This window comes from Paraburkholderia sp. GAS38 (assembly GCF_050434965.1).
Taxonomy (GTDB): Bacteria; Pseudomonadota; Gammaproteobacteria; order Burkholderiales; family Burkholderiaceae; genus Paraburkholderia; species Paraburkholderia phenazinium_A.
Window position 1 is genome coordinate 34,659 of record NZ_JBNDJO010000013.1, and the last position, 12,812, is coordinate 47,470.

Consider the following 12,812-nt stretch of genomic DNA (forward strand, 5'->3'; position numbering starts at 1 on the left):
CCGCGCTATTCTTTACCCCCGCAGAAGGTGATAACCAATGACCTCAAATAGCCGTCGCCGTTTCCTGCAGACCGTCGCATCGTCCGCCGGTGCAGCCGCCGCACTGGCCGCATTCCCCGAATCGATCCGCAATGCGCTCGCCGTACCGGCAAATTCGCGCACCGGAACGATCGAGGATATCGAGCACATTGTGGTGTTCATGCAAGAGAACCGTTCGTTCGACCACTACTTCGGCCATATGCGCGGCGTGCGTGGCTACAACGACCGTTTCCCGATTCCGCTGCCGGGCGGCCAGCAACCGGTGTGGTATCAGCCGTCGAAGGAAAATGCGGCGCAACCGGTCCTGCCGTTCCATCTGAACACGCAGACCACCAGCGCGCAGTGCATCGGCGATCTGGACCACTCGTGGTACCCGACGCACTATGCCATCAACAACGGTGCGTACAACCAGTGGCCGCAGTACAAGACCGACATGACGATGGGCTATTACCTGCGCAGCGACATTCCGTTCCACTACGCGCTGGCTGACGCCTTCACGGTTTGCGACGCCTACTTCTGCTCGCTGGCCGGCCCGACCCACCCGAACCGCTCGTATTTGATGACGGGCATGATCGACCCGAGCGGCACGATGGGCGGCCCTCTGCTCGACAACAACGACTACGTGGACGGCGACGGTCCGCCGCAATATCAGTTGCTGTCGTGGACGACGTACCCGGAACGTCTGCAGGCCGCCGGCATCACGTGGCAGGTCTACCAGCAGGGCCTGACGGGCGCCGATCCGCTGAACGGCAACTACGGCACCAACGTGCTGCAGAACTTCGTCAACTACATCAACGCCCAGCCGGGTTCGGCGCTGTACGAACGCGCACAGACGGTGCGCACCATCGTCGACCTGAAGAACGACGTGCTGGCAGGCAACCTGCCGCAGGTCTCGTGGCTGTGCCCGCCGGCCGCCTACTCGGAACATCCGAGCTACACGCCGGCATACGGTGCGGAATACACCTCGCAGATTCTCGATGCGCTCACGTCGAATCCGGAAGTCTGGAGCAAGACCGTGCTGTTCATCATGTACGACGAGAACGACGGCTTCTTCGATCACATCGTGCCGCCGCAACCGGCCACGACGGCAGCACAGGGTCAGTCGACAGTCAGCGTGGAAGGCGAGATTCACAACGTCGTGAACCCCTACCGCGGCGGCAGCTACACCGCCGACGGCCTGCCCTTCGGCCTTGGACCGCGCGTGCCGATGACAATCGTCTCGCCGTGGACCAAGGGTGGCTTTGTCTGCTCGCAGGTGTTCGATCACACCTCGGTAATCCGCTTCATCGAAAAGCGTTTTGGCGTGTACGAGCCGAACATCACGGAATGGCGCCGTGCCGTCTGCGGCGATCTGACGAAGGCGTTCGACTTCCGCACGCCGGACGCGACGATGCCGCCGCTGCCGGATACGAGCAACTACATCACGACCGCCAACAACCAATGCGCGACGAACCCGAAGCCTGTGGTGCCTGCCACGCCGGGTCCGTTCGACGCGCAGGAATCCGGCATCCGCTTTGCCCGCGCGCTGCCGTATGAGCTGCATGTGAACGGTCGTCTCGAAGCCACGCAAAACACCTTCACGATCGAACTGGCCAACACCGGCGAGCAAGGCGCGCACTTCTATGTGTACGCAACCAATCGCACGGACGGACCGTGGCGCTACACCGTCGAAGCCGGCAAGTCCCTGAAGGAAACCTTCGACCTGACGACGACCAGCGGCGTGTACACGTTCGAAGTGTTCGGCCCGAACGGCTTTGTGCGCAAGTTCGCCGGCAACGCGGCTCAAACGCAGACGAACAACAGCAAGCCGTCGCTGCCGGAAGTCCGCACGCATTACGACGTGGCGAACGGCAACGTGTTCCTGAAGTTCAGCAACAAGGGCCGCGGCATTGCGCGCCTGACGGTGACGGACAACGCCTACGGCGCGCGTCCGCGTCAGGTGATCGTGCCGGGTGGTGCGGAGATCGAAGAGGCATGGGTGCTGGCGTCGAGCCATCACTGGTACGATCTCACGGTCAGCAGCGCTGAAGACGCCAGCTTCGCTCGCCGCCTTGCCGGCCACGTCGAAAACGGCCGTCCGAGCATCAGCGATCCGGCCGCTGTGGCGCCGACCTTGACCGTGGTCTGAAGTCTCTGAGGTGCCGCCGGGCATCGATCGACACGCGCCTCGCAAGAGGGGCGTGCAAGATCGATGTCCGGCGGGTTCAGCGGATGGACCGCATGCCCGTCACGCCCCCAGCAGCACTCCGGTGCGCACCGCACGCGTGCCGGTCACCCGCCCCAGCGGCGCACCCGCGGTGACGAAGCGAATCGCGCGGCGCATGTAGAAAATACCCTCTGTCTTGCTGCTGATCGTGGTGGTCTCGTCCGTCAACGGATCGACGATATCGAACAGCGGATCGCCCACGCGGATGGTGTCGCCGATGTTCGCCCGGTGCACCAGAATCCCGCTCACCGGTGCATAGAACTGTTCGCTGCCGGCAAGCGGCGTCGCCGGCGTGAGCAACTCGGGAAGCGGCTTCGCCTCACCGCGAATCGCCTTGCGATACGTCAGGTAATCGATCAGCGCGTCCGCATCCTGCTGCGCTACCGCGTACGACACATCGCGCTGGCCACGGCATTCCACCGTCACCGCAATCGCACCGTTGTCGACCGGTTGATGCGCCGGCAGGTTTTGCTGCAGTTGCCACCACAACAAACTGTGCGTCTCGTCGAAGGCTTCACCGCCCGAGTCGGTGGCGAGCAACGATGCTCGCGAACCGAGATACCGTGCGAGCGGCTCGAAGTCGGACCATGCGGACTCGCTCGTGTACACGTGCATCACCGCCTCCAGCGAGCAATGCAGATCGATCACCACGTCCGCATCGAACGAGAGCTTCAGCAAGGCCAGTTGCAACGATTCGAACTCGGTCAGCGGCTTGTGCTGTTCCAGTTGTTCGCTGATCAGTTGCCGGACGAGCTGGCGGTTAGCCGCTACGTCCGGGCCGAGCGTGCCCTTGGCGCGCTCCAGCAAGCGCGTGAACTGCAGGAAATGGCGGTTGAAATTCTTGCCGCTGCCCAGATCGAAACGTCCGAGAAACTGCCCCAACACGTATTGCCCGAGTCCCACCGGATTGGCGACCGGCACCACCACGATCTCGGCAGCCAGCGCGCCTTGGGCCTCGAGTTCAAGCAGGCGGCGCTTCAACAGCACCGTGGTCAGCATCGCCGGCGTCTCGTCGGCGTGCAGGGTGGACTGCAAGTAGATTTTCTGGCCGCTATCCGTGGGGCCGAAATGGAAGCTCACCAGTTCGCGATGCGTACCGATAGCGGGCGACAGAAGCGGAATCGACTGTTTTTTCATGTGCAAATGAGGTGGGGACTCACTGTAGATAGGCGCCGCAATGCAATCGCAGCGCTCAATTTCAATTGCCGCCGTACGGATCGAAATCGAAGTACTTGTGGGCGATCTGCGCGTAGGTGCCGTCCTTGAGCATCGAGGCGATGGCGTCATTGATGGACGCCTGCAAGGCCGTCTCGTCCTTGCGCAGGCCGATGCCTACGCCGCGATCGCCCATCGAAAGCGGTGCGCCGACAAACGCAAAACCCTTGCCGGCCGGCGTGCGCAGAAAGCCCTGATCGGCTTCCACCGTGCCCAGCAACGCGCCGTCCAGACGACCGTTGATCAGATCGGTGAAGACCTCATCCTGGCTCTTGTACGCCACCACGTTGACGCCGTGGGGCGCCCAATTGGCCTGCGCATAGGTCTCGAACTGCGTGCCCGACTGCACGCCAATCTGCTTGCCGGCCAGCGATGCCACCGAATCGCTCAGCCCCGAGCCTTGCTTCGCCACCAGGTGCGACTTGAACTGGAACAGCTTCGAGGAGAACAGAATCTGTTGCTCGCGCTTGGCGGTAATCGCCATTGACGACATGATCGCGTCGATCTTGCGCGCCTGCAGCGCCGGAATCATCCCGGAGAACTCCAGCTCGACCCATTGGCAATGCGCGTGGATGCGCCGGCAGATTTCGTTGCCGAGATCGACGTCGAAACCCTTCACGCTGCCGTCCGGCGCTTTGGCGTCCATCGGCGGGTAACTTGGATCGATGCCAAGCCGCAGCGTGTTGCCGTCAGCCGCAAACGCACCGCTGCTGAAACTCAGCGCGGCGATCAGGATCATCAACGGAGTCTTCATGGAGAGCCGGTCGGGTAAGGAGGTGAATGGGGAGAGGCGTGGTCCGGGCTCATGCTAACCCTCGCCGGTGCATCGAAGAAGTCCCTGGCGGGCTATCATGATCACCTTTACCGATCACCCCTCTCGCTACCGCCATGGCCCTGACGATCTCCCAGTTGCGCGTGTTCACCGCGATAGCCGAGCACGGCAGCATTCGTGCGGCATCGCGGGCACTCGGCACGGCACAAAGCGGCGTCACCCAGCAATTGCAGAATCTCGAGCTGATCCTCGGCGCGACGCTGTTCACCCGCACTAACCGCGGCATCGCACTGACAGCGCTGGGTCAACGGCTGTTGCAGCGGGCCGGGGCGATTCTCGGCGAGTGCGAGCGCGTCGAGCAGGAGGTGCAGCAGTTGCGTGGCGACTATGTCGGCGAGGTCTCGTTCGGCATGACCACCGAGCCGCTGATCGATGCACTGGCACCGGTCCTCACCGAATTCCGCACGCGTTTTCCGCGGGTGGCCGTGCATCTGCGCACGGGCACCTCACGCATGATGATTGCGTGGATCCGCGAAGGCACGCTGGACTTCGCTGCGGCACTGGTTTCGAAGTACACGGACACGACCGATCTCTCCGTGACCACGCTCTACCCATCCGATCCGGTGGTCGTATGCCGGCGCGGTCATCCGAAAGCCAGAGCGACTTCGCTCGCCAAATTGACGGACTGCACGTGGATCGCCACCCGCTCGCCGAACCTGACAGACGACCCACAGGCCAACCGTCTCAACAATTTTTTTGAAAGCCACGGTTTGCCGCCGCCCAGGATCCTGGCGACGGTCGAGGGGTTGTTCGAGAGCCTGCACCTGGTCGGGGAGACGGATTGCCTCTCGCTCGAATCGTCGATTGTGGCGCGGCATCCGCTGTTCGCTCAGACGCTGACCACGGTCCCCGTGCGCGAGCGCGCCGTCGAGCAGAACGTCTGCTTGCTGCAGCGCGCGGCTATTCCCGTGACACCGGCGGCGCAGGAACTCGCGACGATGATCGCGTCATACACCCGCACTGTGCGCGCCACCCAGAACAGCGCCAATCCGCCGTGACTGAAGACAGAAGCGGTGCGCGTTGCATATCGGCTTGCAGATCGACGTTGCGGGCAGGAAAAGCCACGCGTGATCCAATGGTCCGATTTATCCGCCAAACCCTCGCCGTCAGCGGACAAGGCTCCGGCCTGCACCGTCAGCAGGTTACGATGAACACCAGAGACCGATCAGCCGGCAAGGTACTCGCGAAGCCATGCGACCGCGCCAGACCGGGCGAGGAGACAAGTGACGTGCTGGTAACCTGAGCATCCTGCCAACCCAACCCCGATCAATTGGCCCTTCCATGCGAGTCCTATTCGTCGTCGGCAATCTGGGTGACTATCAAGTACCGCGGTACCAGGCGCTTGAGCGGCTGGCCCAAGGCCGAGGTCATGAGGTGTTTCTTGTCGAAGTGTTCGGCAAATCCGGCGTCTACGGCTTCCCCCAGGACCGCCGCGCCGCCTTCTTCGATACTCATCCTGCGAACTGTGTCACGCTGCTCAAGGAGGCCAGCGAGGGCGACGGCCATACCTTGCGCGTCGCGGTCAGACTGCTGTCGGTGTTCCGCTCGTTCGCACCGGATGTCGTCGTCACGCTGGGCTACAACACCAATTACTCAATCGTCCTGTGCATTCTGAAGGCGCTGACGCGCCGCTTTTCGCTGATGTACATGTCGGACTCGAAAGCCGACGACGGCACGCGCTACGCCATCAAGGAACGCGTGAAGCGCGTGCTGGTGTCGAAGTTCGACGCCGCCCTGGTGGCCGGCGAAAAGCACCGGACCTACGCCGAATCGTTAGGTATACCGATGGAGCGATCGCGCATCGGTTTCGACGTCATCGACGTCGAGTATTTTTCGAGGATGTCGCGCGAGGCGGTTCTGGAGGCACCGGAAATCCGCATGCGCTTCGCGCTGCCGCCGCGCTACGTGCTATGCGTGAGCCGCTTCGTGGCGCGCAAGAATATCGACCTGCTGATTGCCGCGTTCTTTCAGTCGGGACTGCATGCCGTAGGGGTTTCGCTGGTGCTGGTCGGGCAAGGTCCGTGCAAGGATGCACTGCTGGAGCAGATCGACCGGCTCGGTCTCGCGAAGCACGTAGTTATTCTGAGTTCAGTGCCGAACCAGCATATGCCGGGTCTCTACGCGCTCGCCGATTTCATCGTGCTCGCAAGCCAGTTCGATCAATGGGGCCTATGTGTCAACGAGGCCTTTGCGGCGGGCACGCCAGCCATCGTCACGCACGCCTGCGGCGTGGCGAACGAACTCGTCCATGACGGCGTCAATGGCTTCATCGTCGAACCTGGTGACGAGTCCGCGCTGGCGGCGAGGATCACGCAACTGGGCAACAACAGCGCGTTGCGCGAGCGCTTTTCGGCTAACGCGCTCACCTCGGTCAGGCGTTGGACACCAGCGCTCTTTGCGTCGAACACCATTGAACTGGCGGAATCCATGATCGGCTCGGCCGGCCGCACGCAAGAGGTGGCCTAAGCGACGCGGCCGGCCTGCGCATCGCCGCGCGCTGCCTTTACAAAGCAGGACGATTGGAAATCAGCCGTATCAGAGATCAGAGGTTAGGCGCAAACACCGCGCTCGAGCCGGGCGCGATGCGCCGCTTGAGAATGCGCGCCACCGAATACATCGTGCTAAGCCGCTCCACCCCCAGCCGCTGCTTCAGAACGCCGCCGAAGCCATCGAGGAAGTTGAAGGTGGCAGGGCTGGAAAAGCCGTCGAAATCGAACGTCAGCTTGCGCTCGATGGCATGCTGGATCGCCGTCCAGATCAACAGGCTGATCGAGCCGCCATGCGCCGCCAGCGCGCGCGACGAAAGCAGGTAATACATCGCATGGCGGTCCCAGACGAGACCGATCGCGGCGACCAGTGTCCCACCCGGACCATAGGCACCCAGCAGATGTCCGGCCTTACGTTCCACAAACGCATTCACGAGTTGGCGCATCACCACCGATCCGTAAACATTCGTGCGCGAACGCTCCGCCAGATTCGCTTCGTAGAACTGCAGAAATTCGCTGGGTGTGGCGATAGGGGCGACGGTCAGCTTCTTGTCGGCGCTGCGAATGACATTACGCGTTTTACCGTGCAGACGCGCCCAGGCCTCCGGTATGGTGCAATCCGGGGCGATCTGAAAGGTATAGCGTGCGGACACGGTAAAGCCATGCAAGGCAAATGCAAGCGCGTCTTCGACTCGCGGATCGAAGATCTGCACGAAGCTATCGAAACGCGGCAGTTGCTCGATCAGTTCCGCCGTGACGCTCAGTCGATGATGCTGCTCGTGAACGCTGTCGACGCCAAGGGGGGAAATGACTGGGCCGAGGGTGCGCGTGAGCGGAGGAAGCTGCGAAATCCGCCACACACCCTTGTGCGCGGAGTAGTAAGGCAATTCGCCAAGCAACTCGGCGCCACGCACGACCTTGGCTACGCTCCAGTTGCCATCCGTTGCGATATCGAGCCACCACGGTTCATGGAAAATGGAGCGGGCCGCACACTCATCGAGCAGGCGCACCGGCGCAGACGTAGATGGCAAGGCGGCGAGGCCACGCATCATACGCTCCGGAGGCAACGCCAAGTCTCGTACTGTTGTCATCGGCGATTCACCTTGTTACGGTCCCGCTCGTGCGGCCGCAGGCCCGACTCGACTTAAACCGAGTCTATTCGCAGTCCGGTAGTGCTTTTACGCCAAAATCGAGAGTCGAACAGGTTAATCCGTGTCTAACGCGCCAGCCTATATAGCGGGCGAGCAATCTGACGCGCAGATCAAGTTGTACTGCTTACCAGGTTGAAAGCATTTTGCATTCTTCAAAGATTGTTTGATCCGCCGATTATCTTTGCCACGTAAAACGCCGACCCGGCATACTATTCCGATTCAATCAGGACACCGTTCTATTTCGGCAAAATCTATCGCAAGTCCGGCGCGTGACGGAATTACGGACGCAGCATGTCGAAGCCGCCCAGCACGACCACTCCGCTCAACGCGATCAATGCAACGGAGTGTTGGCCAAAATACAGAATGGCGGCGGCCGACCAGGTCGCGAGAGAAAAAGCTGCAATACGTTTCATGGTGAAATAGCCGCACGTCCACATGCGACCCTCAAATAGTTAGCCAGGCAACTATAAGGTACCAAAAAGACGCGCTCAACGCAGCGACGCATGCGCCGCCTCACCGCCGCGAAGCTGAGGTCACTGCGTGGAATCGCGAAACAGCTCGGCGCACAAACTGCGGCCCGCCTCGCTCAAGCGCGCGGTGCCGGTGCCTTCCTCGGTAAAGGTCGTCTCGGCGATGCCGCCCTCCACCAAGGCCGTCAGTTGGCGCCGCAGCGCGCTCATCGGCACGCCGGCCTGCTTCGAAAGCTTCGCCAGCGACCAGTCGCGCCCCGGCGTTTCCTCCAGCGCACGCCACAGTTGCATCAGCACCGCCACCAGCATCGGATCGACTTCGTCGTTCATCGGGGTCTCCTCAAGCCATCTCTGCAACGAGGCCGCCTAGCGTCCTGAGCGCCGCTTCCGTCTGCGCGGTCCAGGGGTAGCTATAGTTCAGCCGGATGAAATAGCGGAAATCGTTACGCGTCGAAAACATGTAGCCCGGCCCCACCGTGATGCCGCGCGCAAGCGCCGCCTGATAAAGCCGCATCGAATCGACGCGCTCGGGCATCTGCACCCACAGCACGTAGCCGCCCTGCGGCGAAGAGATGCGCGTACCCGACGGAAAAAACCGCAGCACCATCGCACTCATCAACCGGGCCTGCTGCCGGTACAGCTTGCGCACATGCCGCAGGTGGCGATCATAGCCGTCCTGGCGCAGATAGTCGGCGACGGCCACCTGCGGCACCGAAGGCGTCGTCAGCGTGTTCAGGAACTTGAGCTTTTCGACCTGCGGGCGGTAGCGGCCCGGCATCGCCCAGCCGATCCGGTACGACGCGGTCAGGCTCTTCGAAAACGAAGCACAGTGCAAGACAAGGCCCTTGGTGTCGAAGTTCTTGAGCGTCGTCGGTCGCGCTTCGCCGAAATACAGTTCCTGATAGACGTCGTTTTCGATCACGGGAATATCGTGCACCGTGAGCAGGTCGACAAGCTGCTTCTTCCGTTCGTCGGGCATCTGAAAACCCAGCGGATTCTGGAAGTTCGGCATCACCATGCACGCCGCGATTTTTTGTTCGCCGATAATCTGCGCCAGCACCTCGATGTCGATCCCCTCGGTCGGGTGCGTCGCCACGGCAATCGCGCGCATGCCCAGGCGTTCGATGGCGTGCAGCATCGCGTAGTAAGTCGGCGACTCGACCACCACCGTGTCGCCCGGTTTTGCCACGGCCTGCAGGCTCAGATTGATCGCCTCGGTGGCGCCGAGCGTGATGATGATTTCGTCCGGGTCCACCGGCACACCGTTTTCGGCGTAGCGCCGCGCAATCTGGCGGATCAGTTCCGGATTGCCGGGCGGCAGGTCGTCGATCAGGTTCCAGCTCGAATGACGGCGGGCAATCGCGTTCGCGTACTGGTTGATGCGCCGCCAGGGGAACAGCGTGGGATCGGGGTACGGCGAGCCGAGCGGCACCGCATCGTGCGCGCGGATGCTGCGTAGCGTGGACAGCACGAGCCGGCTCACATCGACTTCCGAAGCGGGCGCAGGCGGCGCCGCCTGTTCCCGCTCGTTCTGGGGCGCCGCCGCCGGTTCGCGCACGAAATAGCCCGATTGCGGCCGCGTTTCGATCAGCCCGCGGCCTTCCAGCAAGGCATACGCGTGCAGCACGGTCTTGATGCTGACGCCGTGCTGCTGGCTCGACTGCCGCACCGAGGGAATCCGCTCGCCCGCCGCGAACACGCCGCGGCGGACGGCTTCGCCGATTTCATCGGCGAGTTTTTCGTAGAGCTTCAAGGGTCGACAACAACATAGGACAAGGGGAATGACCGAAGTCTATGACAAATCTAAAGAAACTGTATCCCTCGCCTTTCCAGTTTTCTGTGTTCCGCCATCTTTTCGGAACACAGTAAGCTTGCGTTCATCGGCAAATCCGCCCATTCCAAACAACAGGTCATGAAGAAACCCGAAGCGCGCATCGAGCCGTACACCCACCCCGCAGCGGGTTGGGGAGCGCTCAAGTACGTCGCGATCAACCTCATCAAGGAGAAGGTCGCCGGCGGCAACTACAAGACCTTGTTCAAGCAGAACCAGCCGGATGGCTTCGATTGTCCGGGCTGTGCCTGGCCGGATCGGGAACACGCATCGACCTTCGAATTCTGCGAAAACGGCGTCAAGGCCGTCGCCGCCGAGGCCACCAGCAAGCGCGTCACACCCGCGTTCTTCGAGCAGTACACCGTCGCAGAACTGATGGCGCAGTCCGACTACGAACTCGAGCAGCACGGCCGCCTGACCGACCCGATGGTCTACGACGCAATGCTCGACCGCTACGTGCCGATAGGCTGGGACGAGGCCTTCGATCTGATCGCGCGTCATCTGAAAGCCCTCGACGATCCCGACCGCGCCGCCTTCTACACCTCGGGGCGCGCCAGCAACGAAGCCGCGTTCCTGTTCCAGCTGTTTGTGCGCATGTACGGCACCAACAACTTCCCGGACTGCTCGAACATGTGCCACGAGGCCACCAGCCGCGGCCTGCCGGGCACGGTGGGGGTCGGCAAGGGCACGGTCACGATGGACGATCTGGAACACGCCGACACGCTGCTGATCTTCGGCCAGAACCCGGCCACCAACCATCCGCGGATGCTCGGCGAACTGCGCGAGTGCGCGAAGCGCGGCGCGACCATCGTGTCGATCAACCCGCTTAAGGAGCGCGGTCTTGAGCGCTTCGCCAGCCCGCAGCACCCGGTTGAAATGCTGACCATGGGCAGCACCCAGATCAGCTCCGTGTTCATTCGCCCGAAGGTGGGCGGTGACTTCGCACTGATCAAAGGCGTCGCCAAGCGCGTGATCGAACTGGACGACGCGGCACTCGCGAACGGCGCTGAACGCGTGCTGGACGTGGACTTCATCGCCGAGCACACGGTGGGCTTCGACGCCTTCGCCGACGATCTGCGCGCCGAAAACTGGGACACCATCGTCGCCGAAGCAGGCGTGCCGATGGAAGACGTGCTCAAGCTCGCCGACATCTACGTCAAGGGCAAAGCGGTCATCTCCACCTGGGGCATGGGCCTCACGCAGCATAAGAATTCGGTGCCGACGATCCAGATCCTGTCGAACCTGATGATGATGCGCGGCATGATCGGCAAGCGCGGCGCGGGTCTGTGCCCGGTGCGCGGCCACTCGAACGTGCAGGGCGACCGCACGGTGGGGATTGAAGAGCGTCCGACCCAGGCGTTCCTCGACCGTCTCGGCAAGGTGTACGACTTCGAGCCGCCGCGCGAACACGGCCTCGACGTCGTGAACTCGATTCAGGCCATGCTCGACGGCAAGGTGAAGGTGTTTATCGGCCTGGGCGGCAATTTCTCGATCGCGACGCCGGACACGCCGCGTACGTGGGAAGCCATGCGTTCGTGCGATCTGACCGTGCACATCACCACCAAGCTGAACCGCAGCCACCTCATCCACGGTCGCGATGCGCTGATCCTGCCCACGCTCGGCCGCACGGAGATCGACATCCAGAACGGCGTGGCGCAAGGCGTGAGCGTCGAAGATTCGTTCAGCATGGTGCACATCTCGTACGGCATGAACAAGCCGGCCTCGCCGAATCTGCTGTCGGAGATCGCGATCGTCGCGCGCATGGCGGAGGCGACCCTCGGCAGCGCCAAGGTCGATTGGCGCGCCCAGACCAACGACTACGCGCTGATCCGCGACGGCATCGAAAAGGTGTTCGACGGCTTCGAGAACTACAACGAGCGGCTCAAGACGCCAGGCGGGTTCCATCTGGGCGTCGCCTCGCGCGACCGGATCTGGAAGACGCCGAGCAACAAGGCGCAGTTCGTCGTGCACGAGATCTCCGTCGACACGCCGATTCACCGCGCCCGCAGCCGTCATGGCGAGCGCCTGATGACGCTGATGACCACCCGCTCGCACGACCAGTACAACACCACCATCTACGGTCTCGACGATCGCTATCGTGGCGTCTACGGTCAGCGCCGCGTGCTGTTCGCCAACAAGGACGACCTTGCGATGCTCGGCTTCGCGGCCGGCCAGCGCGTAGACATCACCAGCGTGTGGGACGACGGCGTCGAGCGGCGCGCGGACAGCTTCCTGCTGGTCGAGTACGACATTCCGCGCGGCTGTCTGGGCGCCTACTACCCGGAGACGAATCCGCTGGTGCCGCTGTCGTCGGTTGCGGATGGCGCCGGCACGCCGACGTCGAAGTCGATTCCGGTGCTGCTCACCGCTTCGGTGGAAGAAGCGGTCGCCGCCTGAGACGAAAAAGCGCTCAGACCGTGAAGGTCTGGGCGAAGCCATCGGGATTCCAATGGCGGAGGTATCGAAACAAACGAAACAGGCTCGTTAGCGGCGGTGATGCCGCGAACGAGCCTGTTTGCGTTTGGGCAGCAGTGCGCAAGGATATTGCGCATCCGCTAGCCGGCGAGCGGCGGCCGGACGGG

The 12,812-nt window shown here is 62.6% G+C and carries 10 protein-coding genes; 4 read left to right on the top strand and 6 right to left on the bottom strand.

Going from position 1 to position 12,812, the window contains the following annotated elements:
- The first annotated feature begins 37 nt into the window (after positions 1 to 37).
- The gene (locus P3T42_RS26575) at positions 38 to 2,167 is read left to right on the top strand and encodes a phosphocholine-specific phospholipase C (RefSeq protein WP_074293689.1); all 2,130 of its coding nucleotides are present in this window, start codon (positions 38 to 40) and stop codon (positions 2,165 to 2,167) included.
- A 99-nt stretch (positions 2,168 to 2,266) separates the two neighbouring features.
- Here the strand turns inward: P3T42_RS26575 and P3T42_RS26580 are convergent, their stop codons facing one another.
- On the bottom strand, positions 2,267 to 3,382 hold the full coding sequence (locus P3T42_RS26580; RefSeq protein WP_074293690.1) for a succinylglutamate desuccinylase/aspartoacylase family protein: 1,116 nt from the start codon (positions 3,380 to 3,382) through the stop codon (positions 2,267 to 2,269).
- 61 nt (positions 3,383 to 3,443) lie between these two features.
- Positions 3,444 to 4,214, bottom strand: a complete 771-nt coding sequence (locus P3T42_RS26585; RefSeq protein ID WP_074293691.1) for a transporter substrate-binding domain-containing protein — start codon at positions 4,212 to 4,214, stop codon at positions 3,444 to 3,446.
- A 134-nt stretch (positions 4,215 to 4,348) separates the two neighbouring features.
- On the opposite strand from P3T42_RS26585, the gene P3T42_RS26590 reads away from it, so the two are divergent.
- On the top strand, positions 4,349 to 5,290 hold the full coding sequence (locus tag P3T42_RS26590) for a LysR substrate-binding domain-containing protein (RefSeq protein WP_074293692.1): 942 nt from the start codon (positions 4,349 to 4,351) through the stop codon (positions 5,288 to 5,290).
- Positions 5,291 to 5,573: 283 nt separating this feature from the next.
- Complete coding sequence (locus tag P3T42_RS26595; RefSeq protein WP_429307679.1) at positions 5,574 to 6,758, top strand: glycosyltransferase family 4 protein; 1,185 nt, start codon at positions 5,574 to 5,576, stop codon at positions 6,756 to 6,758.
- A gap of 76 nt (positions 6,759 to 6,834) precedes the next feature.
- Here P3T42_RS26595 and P3T42_RS26600 read toward each other — a convergent pair whose 3' ends face one another.
- The 4 genes from P3T42_RS26600 to P3T42_RS26615 all read right to left on the bottom strand — a co-directional run bounded on the left by P3T42_RS26600 (position 6,835) and on the right by P3T42_RS26615 (position 10,152).
- Positions 6,835 to 7,830, bottom strand: a complete 996-nt coding sequence (locus P3T42_RS26600) for a GNAT family N-acetyltransferase (protein WP_429307680.1) — start codon at positions 7,828 to 7,830, stop codon at positions 6,835 to 6,837.
- A gap of 377 nt (positions 7,831 to 8,207) precedes the next feature.
- Positions 8,208 to 8,342, bottom strand: a complete 135-nt coding sequence (locus P3T42_RS26605; RefSeq protein WP_290439553.1) for a hypothetical protein — start codon at positions 8,340 to 8,342, stop codon at positions 8,208 to 8,210.
- Positions 8,343 to 8,462: 120 nt separating this feature from the next.
- Entirely contained in the window at positions 8,463 to 8,729 is a 267-nt protein-coding gene (locus P3T42_RS26610) for a helix-turn-helix domain-containing protein (protein WP_074293694.1), read from the bottom strand.
- A 10-nt stretch (positions 8,730 to 8,739) separates the two neighbouring features.
- Positions 8,740 to 10,152 carry a PLP-dependent aminotransferase family protein gene (locus tag P3T42_RS26615; protein WP_429307681.1) on the bottom strand — a complete coding sequence of 471 codons (1,413 nt, stop codon included), beginning with the start codon at positions 10,150 to 10,152 and terminating at the stop codon, positions 8,740 to 8,742.
- A 159-nt stretch (positions 10,153 to 10,311) separates the two neighbouring features.
- Between P3T42_RS26615 and P3T42_RS26620 the strand changes: the two genes are divergently transcribed.
- A complete protein-coding gene (locus tag P3T42_RS26620; protein ID WP_429307682.1) occupies positions 10,312 to 12,627 on the top strand; it encodes an FdhF/YdeP family oxidoreductase in 2,316 nt (771 codons plus the stop codon).
- Positions 12,628 to 12,812: the final 185 nt, after the last annotated feature.

Bases quoted from the DNA above. Each gene is read 5' to 3' on its own strand.
- P3T42_RS26580 (WP_074293690.1), bottom strand. From the start codon at position 3,382: ATGAAAAAACAGTCGATTCCGCTTCTGTCGCCCGCTATCGGTACGCAT.
- P3T42_RS26595 (WP_429307679.1), top strand. From the start codon at position 5,574: ATGCGAGTCCTATTCGTCGTCGGCAATCTGGGTGACTATCAAGTACCG.
- P3T42_RS26610 (WP_074293694.1), bottom strand. From the start codon at position 8,729: ATGAACGACGAAGTCGATCCGATGCTGGTGGCGGTGCTGATGCAACTG.
- P3T42_RS26590 (WP_074293692.1), top strand. From the start codon at position 4,349: ATGGCCCTGACGATCTCCCAGTTGCGCGTGTTCACCGCGATAGCCGAG.
- P3T42_RS26620 (WP_429307682.1), top strand. From the start codon at position 10,312: ATGAAGAAACCCGAAGCGCGCATCGAGCCGTACACCCACCCCGCAGCG.
- P3T42_RS26585 (WP_074293691.1), bottom strand. From the start codon at position 4,214: ATGAAGACTCCGTTGATGATCCTGATCGCCGCGCTGAGTTTCAGCAGC.
- P3T42_RS26605 (WP_290439553.1), bottom strand. From the start codon at position 8,342: ATGAAACGTATTGCAGCTTTTTCTCTCGCGACCTGGTCGGCCGCCGCC.
- P3T42_RS26600 (WP_429307680.1), bottom strand. From the start codon at position 7,830: ATGATGCGTGGCCTCGCCGCCTTGCCATCTACGTCTGCGCCGGTGCGC.
- P3T42_RS26575 (WP_074293689.1), top strand. From the start codon at position 38: ATGACCTCAAATAGCCGTCGCCGTTTCCTGCAGACCGTCGCATCGTCC.